Below are 19,123 nucleotides of genomic sequence, written 5' to 3'. Positions count from 1 at the left end.
GCCGGACATCGGACACAGGACGCCGGACGCCGAGCAGTAAGCAGCAAGCAGCAAGCAGCAAGCAGCAAGCAGCAAGCACGAACAACCCCACCGACCGGAAGGACACGCCATGCACCCCGAGGCCCACCTGTTGCTGCACCACCAGCGCTCCACCGAACTCCGGCAGCAGGCAGCGGAGTCCCGCCTCATCCCGGCCGAACCGAGCATCGGGCCGCGCGCCCGACTGGGCTGGTTCCTCGTCGAGTCCGGGCTGCGCATCCTGCCCCGTCACTCCGGGCAGCCGGGCCACGCATCGGCCCTGCCCGGCACGGCATGAGCGGCCGGACCGCCCGAAGTCGTGTCCCGCTCGCCGCCGTACTGTCCGCCAACTCCATATCCACAGCCGGGACTTCGCTGACCCTGATCGCGGTCCCCTGGTTCGTGCTGGAGACCACGGGCAGTGCGGGACGGGCCGGCGTCGTCGCCTTCTGCGCGACCCTGCCGATCATCGTCTCCGCACTGATCGGCGGACCCGTCATCGACCGCCTCGGCCGCCGCCGGGTGGCCGTCGCCTCCGACCTGGTGTGCGGCCTCGCCGTCGCGGCCGTACCGCTGCTCCACCGGACCGGCCTGCTCACGTTCTGGATGCTGTGCGCGTTGATGGCGGTCAACGGTCTGCTGCACACCCCGGGCAACACGGCACGTTACGTTCTGGTGCCGGACCTGGCCGAGCACGCGGGCACCACCCTCGCCCGTGCCGCCAGCCTCTTCGACGCCGTCTCGCGCGGCGCCCGGATGGTCGGGGCGGCACTGGCCGGCGTACTGATCGCCCTGACCGGTGCGGAGACCGTACTGCTGCTGGACGCCGCCACGTTCCTGATGTCCGCGCTGCTGATCGCCCTCGGGGTACGAGGGGTGCGCGCGGCCGAGCCCCGCCGGACCGCGACCCCCGTCTCGCTGCGGGCGTACGGCAGCGAACTGCGCGAGGGCTACGCCTACTTGACGGGCAATCGACTGCTGCTCGCGATCGTGCTGACGGTCCTCTTCATGAACGGCACCGATCAGGGCTGGAACGCCGTCCTGCTGCCGGTACACGCGTCCGCGGAGCTGGGCGGAGCCAGGGACATCGGACTGCTCACCGCGCTGTTCGGCGCGGGCGGGCTGACCGGGGCACTGTTGTACGGGGCGTTCGGACACCGTTTCTCGCGGTGGGCCGTCTTCACCGTGTGCGTGGTGCTGTGCGGCGCGCCCCGGTACGCGGTCGCCGCGCTGACCGGGACGACGGCGCCGCTCGCGGTGACCATGGCGCTGAGCGGCATCGCGGGCGGGGTGCTGAACCCGGTCCTGACGACGGTGATCTACGGAAGCGTGCCCGACGCGCTGCGCAGCCGGGTCTCGGGGGTGCTCACGGCGGGCGGCGAACTCGCCATGCCGGTGGGCGGCCTCGCCGCGGGCCTGCTGGTGGAGGGCGCGGGCGCACGGGGCGCGCTGCTCGCCATGGGCGGTGTGTACCTGCTGGCGACGCTGAGCCCGCTGGTGTTCCCGGTGTGGCGCACGATGGACGGGTCGGCGGCGGACGCCGTCCCGCCCGGGACGGCACCGGAGCCGGAGCCGACGACGGCGAGGACGAAGGAATGAAGGAATGAAGGAATAGGAGAACAGCGGAAGAGGGGGAAGGAGCCCGCAGGGAGGAAGACCGCAGGGAGGCAGGGGCGGGAAGGGCGGAGACCGGGGCGAACCGCGAGGGCGTGTTTCGAAAGTAGCGTCGTTCGCCCGAACGGCGGGGCCCGCGGCGTCTGGTGCGGTGCATCGCAAGGCGGAGGGTCGTCCTCGTACTGGGCGTACGTGGACGATCCCGACAACGCGGCGAGACGCCGTGCCGGGCGTCGCGGGGCGGACGGGACTTTCGAAACACGCCCGAGGTCAGCAGCTCGGGACCTTGTGTCCCCGTTCCAGCGCCCGGAGCGAGGACACCGCGTCGTTCAGGGTCGTGACCGGGATCAGGCGGAGACCCTTGGGGAGTTCGGCGCGCGCCTCCGTGCATTCGGCCTTCGGGACGAGGAAGACGCTGGCGCCGTCGCGGCGCGCCGCCTGGGTCTTCAGTGACACCCCACCGACCGGCCCGACCTTGCCGTTCGGCTGGATCGTGCCCGTGCCCGCGATCGTGCGACCGCCGGTGAGATCACCCCCGGAGCCGTCGCCGTCGAGCTTGTCGACGATGCCGAGCGCGAAGAACAGCCCCGCGCTGGGGCCGCCCACATCGGCGAGATGCAGGGTGACGTCGACCGAGCCCTTGGGCTTGCCGAGGTGGTTCAGGGCCGCGTCGACGGCGGAGTTCTGCGACTTCCTCATGTCTTCGAGGTTGTGCTTCTCGATCTCCTTCTCGGAGCCGCCGGTCGGGTAGACCGAGTCGCGGGGCAGGACCGCGCGGTCCGTCCGGAACCAGCTGTCGATCACGTCGCCGACGCCGATGTCGGCGGTGGGCGCGGTCGCGACGATCGTCGTCATCCTCAGCTCGCCGCTGGTGGTGCGGGTGGGCGCGCCCTTGATGCTGATCACGGGAGTGCCGTGGTCGTTCCCGAGCACGTTCGCGGTCGTACCGGGCTGCGCCAGCGTGAACGGCAGCGGTGTGAACGCGGCCACGCCGAAGAGGGCGAGGACGGGCACGGCACACAGGGCGAGGGCACGGGGGCGCGAGAGACGAGTGAGCACCCGCCCAATCTAACCGCCCGCGCGGGGCGCGGGTCGGCTCGGTGATGCGGGCGGGTGCTCCCGGGTCGTCTCCGGATCCTCCTCCGGGTCCTCTCCGCTTCCTCCCCCGGGTGCTATCTCAGCGCCTCCGCCACCTCCCGGGCGGCGTCCACGACCCGGGGTCCGACCCGTTCGGGTATGGAGTCCGAGAGCATCACCACGCCCACGCTGCCCTCGACACCCGTCACCCCCACCAGCGCGGCCGCCGCACCGCTCGCCCCGGCCTCCAGTTCGCCGTGGGTGAGGGTGAAGGCCGCCCCGCCCGTCGGCTTCTGCCGGGCAGCGAGGATGGCCCGGCCGGCGGCACCCCGGTCCAGCGGGTGACGGAAGCCGGCCCGGTAGGCCACGTGGTAGTCGGTCCAGGTCGGTTCGACGACCGCCACCGCCAGCGCGTCGCTGCCGTCGACCAGCGTGAGGTGGGCGGTGGCCCCGATGTCCTCGGCCAGGGACCGCAGCGCGGGCAGCGCCGCCTCCCGCACGAGCGGATGCACCTGGCGGCCCAGGCGCAGCACACCCAGGCCGACCCGGGCCCGGCCGCCCAGGTCACGGCGCACCAGGGCGTGTTGTTCCAGGGTGGCAAGCAGACGGTAGACCACTGTTCGGTTGACGCCGAGTTTGTTGGACAACTCGGTGACGGTCAGGCCGTGGTCGGTGTCGGCGAGCAGCTTGAGGACTCTCAGTCCCCGGTCGAGCGTCTGGGAGGTCTCAGCGGTCACGACGCCCTCTCCTCTTGTGGTGAGCGGCGGCGGCTGGTTCCCACGGACTGTGCGGCCACCGGTCCCGTCGGCGGCGCACGGAGAGGCCGCCTGCCTGGCCAAGACACCGGCTGCGCTCCGCGGCGGCACTGCCACGGTGCGTTCATTCCGGGGGACAGTAGCGAGCGAGTCCGCTCAGCGGAAGACCTCGTCCAGAATCCGGGCGTGCGCGGGGAGCGAAACCCGGCGCGGGGGCATATGCGCCGGTCAGCGCGGCGGCGGCCGGATCCTGGACGTCTACGCGCGTCCAGGTCGGCCGACGCCTCATGAACACTCCACGTACACGACGCGAACGCTCGTTAACTCACCGTGAACGAACGCTGAATAACTTTTCCGTTCACAAGGACTTCGCAGGCTCTGAGGGACTTGGTCGCAGGGTCACGGACGGTGAAGTTGAGGGCGAAGGTTCCGTCGAGTCCGACGACCCGGGTGACGTAGGAGTCGGAGGTCTGTTTCCCGTCCGCGGTGCGCCCGGTCACCGAGACCGTGGCGACGGGTGCGAAGCCCCGGCCGGTCACCTGGACCACCGTGCCGACGGGCCCCTCGGGCGGGGAGAGCGCGAACTCCGGCCCGGCGGGGACGGACCCGTCCTGGACGGTGAACGCCGCTGTCTCGGTCCGGGGGTTGACGAGGACCTCCCGGACCCGGATCGCGACGGTGCCGGCGTCCTTGACGGTGAAGGTCTGCGAGAACGCCCCGTCCAGCCCGACCACCTTGGTCCGCACCGCGTCGGACGTCTGCGACCCGTCGGCCCGCAGCCCGACGACGGACACGGTGGCGACGGGCGCGAAACCCTGCCCGAGGACGGTGACGGCGGTTCCCCTCGGGCCCGCGGACGGGGTGAGGACCACAAAGGTCGGGGCCACGGCCAGCGGGGTGAGGGCCTGTGCGCCACCTGCGGTGACCTGGAGCGCGTACGTGGCGCGCGGGGTGGAACCGGCCACCGTGACCGTACCGGTGAGCTTCCCCTCCCCGTCGATCCGCAGGGTCGAACCGCTGATCCCGGCGCTGTCGCAGGCGCTGCCGTCGGCGGCGCACAGCGCGGCGGCGGGCGTGGTCCCGGACGGCCAGTCGCCGCCCGACACGGCGATCGTCCCGCCCGGCTTGACCTTCGCCGCGCCCGCGAAGAGCGTCGCGGCGGCGTCGGTCACGGTGAACGGCGTGGCCAGTACGGTCGCCGGATCGTTGCCCTCGTCGACCTGGATCGCGGCGATGCCCGGGTCGGAGACGGTGAAGTCGGCGGTGAACGTGCCGTCGGGGGTGCTCCTGGTGTAGACGGCGGTGTCGTCGAGGGTCGCCCCGTTCGCGTCCAGGCCGACGGTGTTGATCCACCGGTCCTGGTGGTAGTTGTCGCCGGTGACCCTGATGACGCTGCCGAGCGGCGCACCGGCGCGGGAGAGCGTGATGGCCCTCGGCCCGCCGGGCACGTACGCCTTGACGGTCAGGGGCGCGGTCGCCTCCTTCGTACCGTCGCCGACCTTCACGAGGTACGAGCCGTCGGGAACCGCGCCCGCGTCGGCGAGCACCGCGCTCCCGGTCAGCTCCCCCGAACCGCTGATCACGAGCGTGCCGGAGACGAACTTGCCGGTGTCGCAGCCGCCGCCGTCCGCCGCGCACAGCGACGGCACGGGGGTGGCCCCGGCGGTCCAGAGGCTGCCGGACAGGGCGACCCCGGTGGACGGCCGCACGGCGGTGGCGGGGGCTGTCAGGGTGGCGGGCAGTCCCGCGGTGCCCTCGGCGTCCACGGTGCCGACGGACCCGCCGCCGCTCACCACGGCGCAGGGGGTCTCGTAGGTGGAGCCGAGCACCTTCGTGCGCGTCAGGTTGCGTACGGGGGTGAAGGAGATCGGCCCCTTGGCGTCGGCGGGGATGAGGAAGTCGCCTTCGTAGGGCGGTATCTCGATCGGCTTTCCGGCCGGGATGTCGAGGCTGACCTGGGGTCCGGTGACGGTGACCGTGCCGGTAGCGCCGCCCGACATGGCGAGGTCGATGCTGGGGGTGGTCGGCACGTCGTTCAGACTGAGCCCGCTGGTGGCGGGGGACGGTCCCAGGGTGACCTTCGCGTGGACCCTGCCGCCGGGGTCGACGACGGCGGGCGAGAGGTCGACGCTCATCTGCTGCGGCCCGGTCGCCTCGCCCTGCCCCGCGGGCAGCGAGCAGTGGACGGTAGGGGTGACCGTACCGGCGTGGGCCGGTGGCGCGAGCGCGACGGTCCCGCCGGTCCAGACGAGGACGGTGCCCGCGGCGAGGGCGACGGCGCGGCGCAGCACCGTGTCCGGCCCCTTCGGTCCTCTCGGTCTTCCCGATCTCTGCCGGACGGACGATCTCTGCCGGACGGACGATCTCTGTCGGACGGACATACGACTCCTCCGTGGTCGGGGCGTGGCTGGGTGTTCTCTTCGCACGTGACCGGGGTCACGTGAATTGGTGTTCCGCGGGCATGTGACCGGGATCCCGCGGGGACGCGACCTGGTGCTCCGCAGGCACGCGACCGGGATCCCGCGGGCACGCGCCCCGGTGTTCTCCTCGCATACGAAAGGGCGGCGCCCGCCCGCTCCCTCGCGAAGAGCAGGCGGGCGCCTCCGGGACCTTCCTCCGACGGGTCTCGAAGAGGACGGATCTCAGAGAAGAGTGAGCGTCAGGGTGGCGCTGTAGTCCCCGGGCCTGGTGAATCCGGGGACCGTCAGCGTGAGGTCGGCGTCGGCGTCGAACCGGCCACCGGTGAACGGGCGGGACCCGTCCGGGTTCATCCGGCAGAGACTCGCCGCCCGGCTCCCGAGCGTGGCGGGCGATCCCGCCACCGGCGTCCCCACGCTGCCGTCCCGGGCCGCGCACCTGGGGATCCACCGGACGGCGTCCGCCGGGATGGTGCCGCCGTCGTCGCTGGTGAAGCCGGTGAGGGTGGCGGTCAGGGACCAGCCGCTGTCGACGCCGCGGGCGTCCTCCACCTCGACCCGGTTGAGCCGGGAGCGCTGCACACCGCTGCCGGTGCCCAGGACGGTCGTACCGAAGTCCACCACATCCCCGTCCTGGACCATGGACAGGGTCCCGGCCCGGACCGAGGCGGTCAGTCTCTGGTCGGCGCTGCCGCCCCCTCCCCCGCCGCCGTCCGTGGAGACGGTGAACGGGGCGGTCCGTACGGTCGCCGGGTCGTTGCCCTCGTCGGCCTGGACCGCGGTGATCACGTCGGAGACCACGGTGAACTCGACGGCGAAGGTGCCGTCCGGCGCGCTCTTGACGTAGACCGCGCTGTCGTCGATTCCGGTGCCCGTCGCGTCGAGACCGATGACGTTGATCCAGCGGTCCGGGTTGTAGTTCCTGCCGCTGACCGTGATCACCGTGCCGACCGGTCCGCTGTCCCGCGAGAGCGAGATCTCCCGGTCGCCGGCCGCGACGGCCTCGACGGTGAGGGGGGCGGTGGCCTCCTTCGTGCCGTCGTTGACCTTCACCTCGTACCTGCCGTCCGGCACCGACCCCGCCGGGCCGAGGGTGGCCGTGCCGTGCAGCGTTCCGTGGGCGTCGATGCCGAGGTCGTTGCCGCTGAACTTCAGCGGATCGCAGCCGCCACCGCCCGCCGCACAGAGCGACGGCACCGGAGTACCGCCCGGGGTCCAGCCCGAACCCCCCAGCGTCACGGGGGTGTTGGGGCGTACCGGCTCGGCGGGGGCGGTCAGGGTGGCGGGCTCGGAACCGGTGCCCTCCACCGTGACGGTGCCGATGGAACCGCCCCCGTCGACCACGTCGCACGGCGTCTCGAAGACGGAACCGAGCACCTTGGTCTGCGTCAACGTACGGACCGGGGCGAAGGAGACCGCACCGGACGCGTTCGCCGGGACGAGGAAGTCGCCTTCGTACGGCGGGAGTTCGATGGGTTTACCGGCCGGGACGTCCATCGTGAACTCGGCGCCCCGCACGGTGACGGTGCCGGTGGCCCCGCCGGACATCGCCAGGTCGAGGCTGGGGACGGTGGGCACGTCCTCCAGGGCCAGTCGGCTGGTCGCGGGGGACGGCCCCAGTGTGACTTTCGCGTGCACCCTGCCACCGGGCGCGACGACGGCGGGTGACAGTTCGACGGTCATCTCCTGCGGCCCGGTCGCCTCGCCCTGGGCGGCGGGCAGGACGCAGTGGACGGTCGGGGTGACCGTACCGGCGCCCCGCCCCGCGGCCGACGGGCCGTCCGGCCCGCCCTCCCCGGCCCCGGCGGCGGCCGCGGCCCCGACACCGCTCAGCAGCAGTACGAAACAGGCGGCGAGCAGCCCGGTCGCACCGGGTCTTCGTCGTCGGATCACCAGACACCCCTCCATGGCCGGTTGATTGCGCACATTGAGAAGGGCACGTGCGGAGAAGTCAAGAGAGAGACGAATGATCCTCGTTCGAAATGCCCGAAAGGCATTTCACGAGGATTTTTCATGCACTGGTCGACATCTCTTGACATCTCTGAAGATCACGGTTTCACTCACCCGACATGCCGGGCCCGGCAGGAACGAGCGAACACTCGGCAGGCAGGCAGGCAGGCAGGCAGGCAGGCAGGCAGGCAGGCAGGCAGAGAAAGATAGCCGAACGCACGGAAGATCGCGCCTCACCATTCACAGGAGGCCTTCGTCCCATCCCATGCATCCGCGAAGGCACGAATGCGTGAGCGCATGAATGCGTGAATGCGCGGTCCACGAATCACGGAGCCGCGACTCATGAATCCATGAGGCCACGATTCCGTGAATCCACCTCTTCACGATTTCGAAATCCCGCCATTCCATGGCTCCGCAACTCCGCAGCTCCGCGCACCTTCGAGTCTGCGGATCGAGGATCAGCGGATCTTCGGGTCCTCGAATCCAGCCGAAAGGGGTTCATCCCGTCATGTCGATCATTCCCGTACCGTCGCCCACGACAGGAACGCCGAGCCGAAGACACGTCCGCGTCCCGCTGGTGCTGGCCGCGGCCTGTTCCGCGGCCGCCGCGCTGGCCCTGGCACCGACGGCCCACGCCGTGACCCCGCTCACGGCGACGGCCACGTACGACTGTGGCGCCTGGGGCAGCGGCCTCGCCACCCTGACCGCGGCCGACTCGGGCACGTCCAAGAGCATCAAGATCACGTCCACCGCGATCACGATGCCGCCGGGCACCAGCGCGGACCCGAACAGCATCACGACGACGCTCAAGCTGACCAGGACCTCGGGCGGTGCGACCAGTCAGGTGCAGTTCTCGGGCAAGACCAACCCGGGCATGAGCGGCGGCAGCCCGATCACACTGGGCCCGCTGAAGCTCACCTCCGGCACCCTGGCCGCCGGTGACCGCACCGATTCCGTGGTGCTGTCCGCTCCCCCGAGCGCCGCCAACTGGTCCCTGCAGATCGTGGCCTCGTCCCCGACATCGGCCACCGTTCCGTGCGTGGCCACATCGGCCCAGTCCACGGCGTTCACCTGGTGAACACCGGCCGGGCGCCCACCGCCCCGGCACCCATCGGTCCGATCCTCCGCCCCACCGATCCGGCGTCCGCCGGTGCGCGGCCCGCACCCGCTCCCTACCGCGTCCACCCCTGACGCACACCCTCATCCGCACCGACGACAACGGCCCGGGGCGAGGACCACCGTCCCCTCCCCGGGCCGTTGCACCAACGATCCCGGCCGACGCGCCGGACCGTCCCCAGCGCCCCGTCACTTCGATCGCTTCACTTCGCTCGCGTCACTGCGGCCACGTCACTCCGATCACGTACTGCGGCCACATCACTTCGGACGGCCCCTTCAGCGGCCGTCACCTCATACGGGTGGCCCACTCCTGGACCTTCTTGATCCGCTGCTGGATCTGCCCGGCCGTGGCCTCCGCACTCGGCGGCCCACCGCACACCCGACGCAGCTCGGTGTGGATCACCCCGTGCGGCTTGCCGCTCTGGTGCGTGTACGCCGACACCATCGTGTTGAGCTGCTTGCGCAGCCCCAGCAGCTGCTTGTGCGTGACCACCGGCCGCGCCTCGGCCGGCTTCTCCAGCAGATCCGCCTCGCCGGCCGGCTTCTGCCGACTGTGCGCGATCTGCCGGGACTGCCGCTTCTGGAGCAGCAGCTGCACCTGGTCCGGCTCCAGCAGCCCCGGAATCCCCAGGTAGTCCTGCTCCTCCTCACTGCCGGGGTGCGCCTGCATCCCGAACTCGGCACCGTCGTACAGCACCCGGTCGAAGACCGCGTCCGACTCCAGTGCCTCGAAGGGCAGCTGGTCCTCGGTCTCCTCGTCCTCCGCCCGCTCCGCGTCGGCGAGGAGCTTGTCCTCCTCCGCGAACGGGTTCTCCTCGTCGCTGCCCTTCTTGGGCTTGTCGAGGACGTGGTCGCGTTCGACCTCCATCTCGTTCGCAAAGTCGAGCAGCATCGGAATGGTGGGCAGGAAGACCGAGGCGGTCTCGCCGCGCCTGCGCGAACGCACGAAACGCCCGACGGCCTGCGCGAAGAAGAGCGGCGTGGAGATGGTGGTGGCGTACACGCCCACGGCCAGGCGCGGCACGTCGACGCCCTCCGACACCATGCGGACCGCGACCATCCAGCGCGAGTCGTCCGCGCTGAACTGGTCGATCTTCTTCGACGCGGCCTTCTCGTCGGAGAGGACCACGGTGGGCTTCTCGCCCGTGACCTTCTTCAGAAGCTTGGCGTACTCGCGCGCCGAGTCCTGGTCGGTGGCGATGACCAGCCCGCCCGCGTCCGGGATGCCCTTGCGCACCTCGGTCAGCCGCTTGTCGGCGGCGGCCAGCACATTGGGGATCCAGTCGCCGGTGGGAGAGAGCGCGGTCCGCCACGCCTGCCCGATGGCGTCCTTGGTCATCGGCTCGCCCAGGCGGGCGGCGATCTCGTCGCCGGCCTTGGTGCGCCAGCGCATGTTGCCGCTGTAGCTGAGGAAGATCACCGGCCGGACGACCCCGTCGGCGAGCGCGTTGCCGTAGCCGTACGTGTAGTCGGCCGAGGAGCGCCGGATGCCGTCGTTGCCCTCCTCGTACTCGACGAAGGGGATCGGGTTGGTGTCGGACCGGAACGGCGTACCGGTGAGCGCGAGCCGACGCGTCGCCGGGTCGAACGCCTCCAGGCACGCCTCGCCCCAGGACTTCGAGTCACCGGCGTGGTGGATCTCGTCGAGGATCACGAGGGTCTTGCGCTGCTCGCAGCGGTTGCGGTGCAGCATGGGGCGGACGCCGACACCCGCGTAGGTGACCGCGACCCCGTCGTACTCCTTGCTCAGCGGGCCCGCGCTGTAGTCCGGGTCGAGCTTGATGCCCACCCGGCCCGCTGCCTCGGCCCACTGCTTCTTCAGGTGCTCGGTCGGCGCGACGACGGTGACCTGCTGCACGACGTGGTGGTGCAGCAGCCATGACGCGAGGGTCAGCGCGAAGGTGGTCTTCCCCGCGCCGGGGGTGGCGACCGCGAGGAAGTCGCGCGGCTGGTCCTGGATGTACTTCTCCATGGCGCCCTGCTGCCAGGCTCGCAGCTTCCCGGCCGTGCCCCAGGGGGCGCGGCCGGGAAAGGCGGGTGAGAGGTGGTGGGAGGCGGTAGTAGTCACGGTCTCCGGTTCGGGTCTCTCGGGTACGTGGGTGCTGTCCGTACGGGCCGGGACGGGCCCGCAGGCGATACGACAACCGGGCCACCCTACCGGTGGGCGGGACGGGATCCCGTACGAACGAGCGGTGGTTCGACCCGGTCGAGACCCTCTTCACAGACCGGTGCCATGCGGCGGTGCTACGCGGCGAACCCCGGGAGCCGTTCCGCGATCCTGGGCATGTCGAGGACGCCCTGACACACGTCCAGCACGAACTTCTCTGCCTCGTCGACATCGAAGTCCGCGCTCAGCCGATGCCCGTTGAGGTGCAGAAAGACCCAGGTCGCATACCAGGCGATGCGCTTGTTGCCATCGACGAGGGCGCGGTTGCGCGCCAGGGACTCCATGAGGGCCGCGGCCTTCTGCCAGACGTCCGGATAGGCGTCCTGACCGAACACGCTCGACTGCGGGCGCGCCAGTGCCGAGTCGAGCAGCCCGTAGTCACGCACCTCGGCTGCCCCGAGCCGCTCGGCGAGACGGAGCAGTTCGTGAAGCGTCAGGTACTTCATCAGGCGAGCCTCCGGTTGAGCTCCTCACTCACCTTCAGCACGTGGTCCGCCGCCTCGTTGAAAAGGCGTGCGTGTTCGTTTATGGCGTTGATCACCGCGTCATGGGCGAACGACTGCATGCTTCGCCCCTCCGCCTCCGCGCGCTCGCGCAGCGCGGTCAGCTCTTCCTCGGTGAACCGCAGATTCAGACCAGCCATGCACGGATGGCACCGCGTGGTACCACGCGGTACTACGGCTTCGCCCGCACCCGGGACGCCACCCACGCCCCCACCAGCGCCACCCCCGCCATCGGCAGGAAGACCGCCGCGAACGCCCCCGGATGCGAGCCGGACGCGCCCGCCTCCACCGCCTCGTGCACGGCACCCACCGTCCCGCCGCCGAGCGCCGCGAAGGCGGCCCCGCCCGCGGCGAGCAGCAGGACGTTGGACAACCCGTCGGAGATCTGGAGGGCGGCGGAGTTCGCCCCGGCCTCCTCCGGCGCCGACAGCTTCAGCAGCAGCACGCTCGTCGACGCGATCACCATGCCCATGCCGAAGCAGCCGAAGGCCCAGGCCACGGCGAGGGTCCAGACCGGCACGGCATCGATCAGCACGGACGGCGCGGCGGCGATCGCGGCAGCGACCAGCACCATGCCGCCCACCATCAGCCGCTCCCGGCACGGCTCCAGGCGCGGCCGGGACTGCACGAACGAACCGAGCGCCCAGGTCCCGCCCCCGGCCGCGAGCGAGAGCCCGGCCAGCGTCGGGCTCAGCCCGCGCTCGGTCACCAGCATCAGCGGTACGAACGACTCGGCGGCGATGAACGAACCCGCCGCCACCCCGCGCAACAGCACCACGGACGGCAGTCCGCGCGCCGCCCGGCCGGTCCCCGGCGGCAGCAGCCCGCGCACGGCGGGCACGAGCAGGGCGAAGCCCGCGGCGGCCGGCAGCAGCGCGAACCAGGTCCGCTGCTGCCCGGCGTACTGGAGCAGTCCGGCGCCCAGCGAGATGCCGAGCGCGAGCAGGATGCGACGGCGGTCGTACGGTTCGGCGCCCGCCGAGGGGTCGGGCGGCCCCGAGGCCCGGCGCCGGATCGCGGGCAGCGCGAGCGCCAACGGGAACACCACCAGTACGGGGATGCCGATGAAGACCCACCGCCACCCCAGGTGCTCGGTCACCGTGCCGGAGGCGAGCGGCCCGACGACGGACGGGATCACCCAGCTCGCCGCGAACGCCGCCATGATCGACGGTCGCAGCCGCTCCGGATAGGCCCGGCTGATCACCACGTACAGCGCCACGATCACCAGCCCGCCGCCGAGCCCCTGTACGGCCCGCCCCGCGACGAACAGCCACATGGTCCCCGCGGTCCCGGACAGCAGCAGCCCGGCCCCGAACGCGCTGATCCCGGCGGCGAGCGGCCCCAGCGGCCCCCGCCGGTCGGCCCACTGCCCGGACAGCACCATGGCGAAGAGGCTGGTCGTGAAGTACGCGGAGAACGCGAACGCGTACAGCGGAATACCGTCCAGCTCCCGCGCGGCCACCGGCATCGCGGTCCCCACGGCGGTCGCCTCGAAGGCGATCAGGAACACGACGGAGACGATGCCGATGCTGAGCGCCCGGTACGACCGCCCGAGCACCCCGCCGGTCTCGGCGGGCGCGGTGGAGGACAGGGCCGAAGCCGGTATGGAGGGTTCGTCGGTGGCGGTGCCGGTATCGGCGTCTCGGGGTTCCAGGGCACTCATGGCCCCAGGGTAAGGGGCATACGCGCAGGTGGGCCCTGTCCGGAGAAGGTCCCCTGCTAGACCGTTGGTCGTAGGACCGGAACCTCCCGTTCGTGAACGCCGTATGGCAGTCCCGTTGCGCCCCGCCCCGCACCCTTGAGCCGCCCCGGTCCGCACCCCTACGGTCGGACCACGACGAGGAACACACGACCGTGTGCCCGAGTGGTTCAGGGGCTCGACTGCAACTCGAGTTACACCGGTTCGAATCCGGTCACGGTCTCCAGCGGGAGCACAAGTGACGGCCGCCCCCATGGCGCGGGGGCGGCCGCCCCCGTGTCCGTGCCACATGCGCCCATGGTGCTCCTGAAGAGCCCGGTCCGCGTGGATACCCGTATCAGAGCTGGGGCCTCGGCACGGGCTTCTCGGGCAGCCCGCCGTCGTTCCCGCACTGCAACTTCTTCGCCACGGCGAGAGACCTTGGGCCTCCGGCCTCTCGCTCGGCAACGGCACCCGCCTCAGGCACACCCCTGCTTCTTGAGTGCGGCGGGCACGTATCCGTCGAGGAATTCCTTCAGCGCCTTGTGACGATCGGCGACGTTCTCGGGCACCGGATCCGTCTCGGCGAGTTCGACGAGTACGGCGTACTTCCGCGCGGCCTGCTTCCCCGCGCACTGCGCCACCGAAAGCGCGAAGCGGTCCAGGACGCGCTCGCCCCGGTAACGTGCCCCGTCCTTGCCCCCCGCGTCCTTCCCCAGCCTGAGATACCAGTCCGCTTCCGCGAAGGGGTCGGCGTCGGAGTCCAGCACGTCCCCCAGAACGGACAGCGCGGGCCGCCCGTCGACGGTGAGCGCACAGCGGGGACTGCCAGGCACCGAACCGGAATCCCGCTCCGCGAGCTTCTCACCGGCAGGCAGCAACGGCTCCAGTGCGTCCTTCGCGACGTGCACCCCGCAGAGCCGGTCCGGCACCGCGTAGTCGCGCCTTTCGCCATCGCCGCCACTGCCACAGGCCGACACGGCCAGCAGCGTGGCGCACAGGCCGGCGACGAAGCCCGTGCGGCGTGTGAAAAGCCGGGTGGTACGGCGTCGGCCGGTCGAGCTGTCCACTGGTCCTCCAGTCACTGGTCCCCCACAAGGCCCTTGGCCCGATGGTTGCCGTCGAAGGCCGCGCCGTTGATCTCGTCGGTCGCGGTGTAGGTGCTGCGCCCGCTGTTCGGGTTGGCGGCCTCCCACTGCCGGGCGAGCTCGGCCAGTTGCTGCTCCCGCTGCCCGAACACCTTCGAATTGGTCTCCTGTATCTCACCGTCGATCCGGGCCTGTTCCTCCAACTGCCAGCGGTACGCGAGAGCGTCCACACCGCGCTGGACGGCGTCGCCGGCCACCGGAATGAAGTTCGCTACGCCACCGAAGCCGTGGTACAGCCACTTCGCGTCCCAGGAGGGGTCCTCCTTGTCGGTCTTAAGCGCCTGGTAGCGGGCCTCCTCCAGGAACCCGGTGGTGTGACCGGCCCGCAGCAGCGTCTCCCTGGGATCCTTGGGATGGTCCTCGTGGATGTCCCGGACCATCTCCTGGTTCAGCGCCTCGTTGAGGATGCCGTACGCGTTCTGATCGCGGGAGACCTGCTTGGCGACCTCGATCAGGTGGTGACGGTCGAGGAGCTTCGGGTCCTTCGGATCGTCCGCCAGGGCGCTGGCCGTGTAGTGCACCTCGTCGGAATGGTTGCCCAGCACCGTCGCCATGTCGTCACGCATCTCGGACGGGAAGTCGTCGCCCGCCTCGGCGATGTACTTCAAGGAGCGTTCCAGCACCTCCCGGTGCTGCGGGGTGTGCGCCGCCATCGGAGCGTTGGGGTCGTTCGCGTCCATTCCACTGGCTGCGGCGAGGAGCGCCTTTCCTGTCGCCTCGTTCGCATGGTTGGTGTCGTCATGGTCCAGCGGCGTGTCGTCGAACACATCACGCTTGCCGGACAACAGGTACTTCGCGTTGTCGTTCGGCTCCGTCGTGTTGAAGAACTGCGTCGCCGCATCAGGATTCCTGGACAGTGCCGTCATGAACCCGGTCATCGGATCACGGCCGAACTCCTCGCCCATGAAGTTGAGTTTTCCCGGCCCGCCCATCGCATCGTTCCAGTAGCGGGACGGCAACCGCATCTTCTGCTCGGTGGATACCAGCGCATTTCCGTACTCGTTGAGGAACTTGCTGTCGTAGTCCCCGACCCGCATGAGATTGCTCATGATCTGGAAACCGTAGACACGCTGACCCCTGGTCTGGACCTGCTCGTCCCCGAGCTTCACCATATCGCGTTCCCAGTTCTGCATCGCGGGACTGTCAGAATGCGTCGCCCCCGCCAGCACCAGGCTCAAGTTCTTCTGCATTTCCGCCATGTCGTCACGACGGGCCCGCATCAGATTCATTCCGTCGCTGGCATCGGTCAGATCGGCCCAGAAGTCGAGCGTTCCACGCGCGCCGAGCGTGGTGGCGAACTTCTCCTGGAAGAGCGGGTTGTCCTTGTACCGCGCCAGCGTCTGATTGAGCTTGTCGAACTCCTCGGGAGACATGTCGTCCCCCTTGCTCTTCACAAGCCGCCCCATGTCCTCGGCGGCCTTGACCGTCTCTGTGGCGTCCTTCTGCTCCTCGCTCAGGCTCTCGTACTCCGGCGCGTTGAAGTCGGGGCGCTCCGTCACATTCGCTTCGAGCGCCCGCTTGAACGATTCGTCAGTTGCGTTGCACTTCCTGACGATGTCATCGATCTTCTTCTGCCAGGCATCGACCGCATCCTGCTGCTGGCGCAGGGCGTCCGGGTATCCCGGGTCGTGCCGGGCCACGAAGTCGTCCTCCAGTGGATGCCGCGCCGTCACCTTCCCCTTGGCGTCCACATGGATGCCGGCCGCGGGCCCCTCGTCGTCGCGGATGCGCACCAGGTCGTCGCGGGCCTGCTGGATGGACGTATGCGCGTCCTCAAGAAGCTGCTTGACGCCCTTGGCCTCCGCGGCGGCATCAGCGAACTCCTTCGCGGACTTACCGATGAACGCCTTGGTCACACCCGCGTTGACGCCTTCCCATTCGGCTTTGTCGGCCTTGGCCTTCATGCCGTCGCGGGCGTCCTCCGCCAGCAGGTCCAACTGGGTGACCATCTTCGACCACGCCTCCGCGGCCGTCTTGAGCTTGGCCACCGGTGCGTCGACGATGTCCTCGAACTTCAACATGAACATTCCCCGTGAATTACTTGAGATACTCGTTCAGTTTGGACACCGCAATCAGATCGCCACCGATTTGGACGTCGTCCTTCGCGTGAGCGGACTTCGTGTAATTCAGATGGTTCGAGATCTGCGCGCAGGCGTCGAGCAGTGTGCGCAACTGATTGTTCCACCGGTCGTGGACCTTCAGCAGGGCGGAACCGCTGTCGAAGTTCCCGTTGGTGAGCGCGATCGCCGCGTCGAAGGTCGAGGGACGGGCCTGATCACCGTCCTTGGAGAGCCGGGTCCGCAACTCATAGGCGTCATGCCCTATTGCGCCGAGGTTGTCCTGATTGACCAACAAATCCGCGTCGGAACCACCTTGACCGCTTCCGGCACTATTGAGCCGCATATTCACTTGCTGTGCGGATTCCGCACGAAGGGTCGCCCATTCGGCGTCAAACGTCACGCCATCCCCCGTATCACCATGCCAAGCACCACCGAACCCTGCGGTTCGCGTTCATTGCCCGTCAACGCTATACGCCCGCATTCACCTGAGCGAGTCGCGGCATCATCCCGGTATTTCGAACATGGCACGCGCGGGTCCGCTGCTCAGCCCACTACCTGCCCCCGCTCCAGGCCGGCGAGCACAGCGTCAACCGTCTGCTCCACGGTCCACCCGGTGGTGTCCAGCCAGAGTCCAACCCTCGGCGTCTCCTCACGCAGCACCCGGTCCAGCGCCTCAACCGTCCACCCGGCCCCGTACCCGCTCTTGGCCCGCCCCGACTCCCGTTCGGCCACGGCCCGTGCTTCGGGAGCGAGCACGACCACGTACAGCGGTCGCGTGCGTACGAAGTCGAGGTATGTGTTCAACTCCTCGCCCACCACCACGTCCTGGACCACCGCGGTCCAGCCCTCTTCCGCATACGTGTCGGCCGTCATAGCGGACAGCCGGTACCGGAGCCGGAGCTGCGCGGTGGCCTCCTCATACGCCCCCGGCACCATCTCGGCCCGCCCCGACACCACCATCCGCCGGAAGACATCGCCCCGCACGTGCACGGCCCGTGGCAGCCGCTCGGCGAGGGCCTGGGCGACGGTGGACTTCCCGGAGGCCATCACACCGGTGATGAGGATGACGGCCTGGCCCGGTTCTTCGTATTGGGCGATTCCTTGGCCGCATGCAGACTTTGCGGTGTTCATGTCCTGCCCCATTCGGATGCTTCTCCTGACGTTTCAAGGACCGTCACGGATTCACCCGTTGCGGCCACCCTGGTTGGGAGTGCCGCCGTACGTCGAGTTGCCTCCCGCGCTGCCCGGCGGTGAAGCGTAAGGCCCGTACGACGGCTGTTGATATGCCTGCGGCGACTGCTGGTAGCCCTGTGATGGCGGCGCATAGCCGTGCGGCGGCTGATACGAGGGGGGAGGCGGGGCGGCGGCCGCGGCCCGCCGACGACGTGAGCGGATGACAATAAAGGTCACCACACCACCCACGAGAGCGGCCAAAAGGATGCCCGCGCCAACCCAGAGTGCCGTGTTGTCGCTCTGCTCGCCGGCAGTCGGAGAAGCGGCGGCGGGCTTGTCCCCATCCTTGGCGCCGTCGCCGGCCTTTGATGGCTGGGCGGAAGGAGACGGGGAAGCCGCTGCGGCTAGGTCGGGGAGCGGATACTCGTCGGCGGGACCGGGGTCGCCGGGGTTCATCAGTGCGCGCCGGGGCCGGACGGCTCCGTAGCCGATGTGGTCGTTGCGCAGGGCGCCACTGGTCGGAGCGCCGACCGTGTTGAGCAAAACCCGCAGGACCTGGTTGTTGGTCCACTCCGGGTGCTTGGACCAGATCAGCGCGGCAGAAGCGGAAACGATGGCCGTGGCATCGCTGGTGCCACTGGTTTTGCAGAATCCGGTGGGCCCGTCGCAAGCATGCACCATGTCCACGCCGGGGGCCGAGAGGTCGACCTGTGGGCCATACTGAGAGAAGCCCGCCCTTTTCAGATCCTTTCCGATCGCTCCCACCCCGACAACTCCCGGGGTTGCAGCAGGATACGAGACCGGATTTCCTTCATCGACGTCATTCCCCATGGCGGCGAAGATGAGTGCACCTTTATTCAGGGCATACTTCACTGAATCCGTGAGCTGTTGCGATCCAGCGGTCTTCCCGACCGAGGCATTGATGATTTTCGCGCCGTGGTCGACGGCAAAGCGAATGGCCACAGGAAGATCTTCATTGAAGTATTTATTCCCTGTCGCTCCATTCACCTTGCCAGCTGTATCTCGCAGGCGGATCGGCAGGATTTTCACCCCAGGGGCGAGCCCGAACGAACCGCCGCCACCACGCACGTTACCGGTTCCGGCGATGATGCTGGCCATGCCGGTCCCGTGGTTGCCGTAGTCCGAACGCTCGTCTCCCGGGGAATCCTTTGCCAGATCGAGCCCCTTGAGAACGCGCCCCTGGAGGTCTGGGATGGATGCGTTAACGCCCGAATCGATAACAGCCACGGTGATGTTCTCGCCGGTGCTCATTTCCCAGATCCGATCGGCGTTCATCGCATCCAGGTACCACTGGTTCGAACGGATGGAGTCCGAGTGTGCAGGGCTGGCGCCCACCAGCAGCAGTGCCAACGCAGACGAGACGGCGATTCCATGACGGATGACCGTCGAACTGCTGGTTCGCATCTCATTCCCTTTTCTGGTTTCT

General features: G+C 69.6%; 16 protein-coding genes and 1 tRNA gene. 4 read left to right on the top strand and 13 right to left on the bottom strand.

The window, feature by feature from the left end:
- Positions 1–109: 109 nt before the first annotated feature.
- Both ACFYY6_RS14040 and ACFYY6_RS14035 read left to right on the top strand, forming a co-directional pair.
- Positions 110–316 (top strand): hypothetical protein, encoded by a 207-nt coding sequence (locus ACFYY6_RS14040; protein ID WP_386607623.1) that lies wholly within the window; start codon positions 110–112, stop codon positions 314–316.
- Positions 313–1,617: an MFS transporter gene (locus tag ACFYY6_RS14035; RefSeq protein ID WP_388652067.1), complete on the top strand. Its 1,305-nt coding sequence runs from the start codon at positions 313–315 to the stop codon at positions 1,615–1,617. Before ACFYY6_RS14040 ends, ACFYY6_RS14035 begins: the two co-directional genes overlap by 4 nt.
- Before the next feature lie 285 nt (positions 1,618–1,902).
- Here ACFYY6_RS14035 and ACFYY6_RS14030 read toward each other — a convergent pair whose 3' ends face one another.
- The 4 genes from ACFYY6_RS14030 to ACFYY6_RS14015 form a co-directional block, all read right to left on the bottom strand.
- On the bottom strand, positions 1,903–2,691 hold the full coding sequence (locus ACFYY6_RS14030; protein WP_351516675.1) for a S16 family serine protease: 789 nt from the start codon (positions 2,689–2,691) through the stop codon (positions 1,903–1,905).
- Between the two features lie 113 nt (positions 2,692–2,804).
- A complete protein-coding gene (locus tag ACFYY6_RS14025; protein ID WP_351516674.1) occupies positions 2,805–3,446 on the bottom strand; it encodes a helix-turn-helix domain-containing protein in 642 nt (213 codons plus the stop codon).
- 338 nt (positions 3,447–3,784) lie between these two features.
- A complete protein-coding gene (locus ACFYY6_RS14020; protein WP_351626718.1) occupies positions 3,785–5,755 on the bottom strand; it encodes a hypothetical protein in 1,971 nt (656 codons plus the stop codon).
- A gap of 351 nt (positions 5,756–6,106) precedes the next feature.
- A complete protein-coding gene (locus ACFYY6_RS14015; RefSeq protein WP_351626721.1) occupies positions 6,107–7,774 on the bottom strand; it encodes a hypothetical protein in 1,668 nt (555 codons plus the stop codon).
- A 565-nt stretch (positions 7,775–8,339) separates the two neighbouring features.
- Between ACFYY6_RS14015 and ACFYY6_RS14010 the strand changes: the two genes are divergently transcribed.
- Entirely contained in the window at positions 8,340–8,909 is a 570-nt protein-coding gene (locus ACFYY6_RS14010) for a hypothetical protein (protein ID WP_389193216.1), read from the top strand.
- Between the two features lie 324 nt (positions 8,910–9,233).
- Here the strand turns inward: ACFYY6_RS14010 and ACFYY6_RS14005 are convergent, their stop codons facing one another.
- From ACFYY6_RS14005 to ACFYY6_RS13990, 4 genes are all read right to left on the bottom strand, one after another.
- Positions 9,234–11,015 carry a DEAD/DEAH box helicase gene (locus ACFYY6_RS14005; RefSeq protein ID WP_351516668.1) on the bottom strand — a complete coding sequence of 594 codons (1,782 nt, stop codon included), beginning with the start codon at positions 11,013–11,015 and terminating at the stop codon, positions 9,234–9,236.
- Between the two features lie 176 nt (positions 11,016–11,191).
- Entirely contained in the window at positions 11,192–11,560 is a 369-nt protein-coding gene (locus tag ACFYY6_RS14000) for a Fic family protein (protein ID WP_351626727.1), read from the bottom strand.
- Positions 11,560–11,757, bottom strand: coding sequence for an Arc family DNA-binding protein (locus ACFYY6_RS13995; RefSeq protein ID WP_351516666.1), 198 nt, complete (start codon positions 11,755–11,757; stop codon positions 11,560–11,562). Before ACFYY6_RS13995 ends, ACFYY6_RS14000 begins: the two co-directional genes overlap by 1 nt.
- A 32-nt stretch (positions 11,758–11,789) precedes the next feature.
- Positions 11,790–13,280, bottom strand: coding sequence for an MFS transporter (locus ACFYY6_RS13990; RefSeq protein WP_389193213.1), 1,491 nt, complete (start codon positions 13,278–13,280; stop codon positions 11,790–11,792).
- A 187-nt stretch (positions 13,281–13,467) separates the two neighbouring features.
- Here ACFYY6_RS13990 and ACFYY6_RS13985 point away from each other — a divergent pair.
- A tRNA-Cys gene (locus ACFYY6_RS13985) sits at positions 13,468–13,542 on the top strand.
- 232 nt (positions 13,543–13,774) lie between these two features.
- Here the strand turns inward: ACFYY6_RS13985 and ACFYY6_RS13980 are convergent.
- From ACFYY6_RS13980 to mycP, 5 genes are all read right to left on the bottom strand, one after another.
- Entirely contained in the window at positions 13,775–14,365 is a 591-nt protein-coding gene (locus ACFYY6_RS13980; protein WP_351516664.1) for a hypothetical protein, read from the bottom strand.
- 11 nt (positions 14,366–14,376) lie between these two features.
- Positions 14,377–16,464, bottom strand: coding sequence for a hypothetical protein (locus tag ACFYY6_RS13975; protein ID WP_386607620.1), 2,088 nt, complete (start codon positions 16,462–16,464; stop codon positions 14,377–14,379).
- 16 nt (positions 16,465–16,480) lie between these two features.
- The gene (locus tag ACFYY6_RS13970) at positions 16,481–16,903 is read right to left on the bottom strand and encodes a hypothetical protein (protein WP_351626739.1); all 423 of its coding nucleotides are present in this window, start codon (positions 16,901–16,903) and stop codon (positions 16,481–16,483) included.
- A 143-nt stretch (positions 16,904–17,046) separates the two neighbouring features.
- Positions 17,047–17,634 carry an AAA family ATPase gene (locus tag ACFYY6_RS13965; protein ID WP_389193209.1) on the bottom strand — a complete coding sequence of 196 codons (588 nt, stop codon included), beginning with the start codon at positions 17,632–17,634 and terminating at the stop codon, positions 17,047–17,049.
- A gap of 51 nt (positions 17,635–17,685) precedes the next feature.
- The gene (gene mycP, locus ACFYY6_RS13960) at positions 17,686–19,101 is read right to left on the bottom strand and encodes a type VII secretion-associated serine protease mycosin (RefSeq protein WP_389193207.1); all 1,416 of its coding nucleotides are present in this window, start codon (positions 19,099–19,101) and stop codon (positions 17,686–17,688) included.
- Positions 19,102–19,123 lie beyond the last annotated feature (22 nt).

Source organism: Streptomyces sp. NPDC001750 (assembly GCF_042892615.1).
Classification (GTDB): domain Bacteria; phylum Actinomycetota; class Actinomycetes; order Streptomycetales; family Streptomycetaceae; genus Streptomyces.
This window is presented reverse-complemented; position numbering and strand designations above follow the sequence as displayed.

Excerpts from the sequence above, each read along its gene's own strand:
- ACFYY6_RS14035 (WP_388652067.1), top strand. The coding sequence starts at position 313 with ATGAGCGGCCGGACCGCCCGAAGTCGTGTCCCGCTCGCCGCCGTACTG.
- ACFYY6_RS14000 (WP_351626727.1), bottom strand. The coding sequence starts at position 11,560 with ATGAAGTACCTGACGCTTCACGAACTGCTCCGTCTCGCCGAGCGGCTC.
- ACFYY6_RS13995 (WP_351516666.1), bottom strand. The coding sequence starts at position 11,757 with ATGGCTGGTCTGAATCTGCGGTTCACCGAGGAAGAGCTGACCGCGCTG.
- mycP (WP_389193207.1), bottom strand. The coding sequence starts at position 19,101 with ATGCGAACCAGCAGTTCGACGGTCATCCGTCATGGAATCGCCGTCTCG.
- ACFYY6_RS13975 (WP_386607620.1), bottom strand. The coding sequence starts at position 16,464 with ATGTTGAAGTTCGAGGACATCGTCGACGCACCGGTGGCCAAGCTCAAG.
- ACFYY6_RS13990 (WP_389193213.1), bottom strand. The coding sequence starts at position 13,280 with ATGAGTGCCCTGGAACCCCGAGACGCCGATACCGGCACCGCCACCGAC.
- ACFYY6_RS14040 (WP_386607623.1), top strand. The coding sequence starts at position 110 with ATGCACCCCGAGGCCCACCTGTTGCTGCACCACCAGCGCTCCACCGAA.
- ACFYY6_RS14010 (WP_389193216.1), top strand. The coding sequence starts at position 8,340 with ATGTCGATCATTCCCGTACCGTCGCCCACGACAGGAACGCCGAGCCGA.
- ACFYY6_RS13965 (WP_389193209.1), bottom strand. The coding sequence starts at position 17,634 with ATGAACACCGCAAAGTCTGCATGCGGCCAAGGAATCGCCCAATACGAA.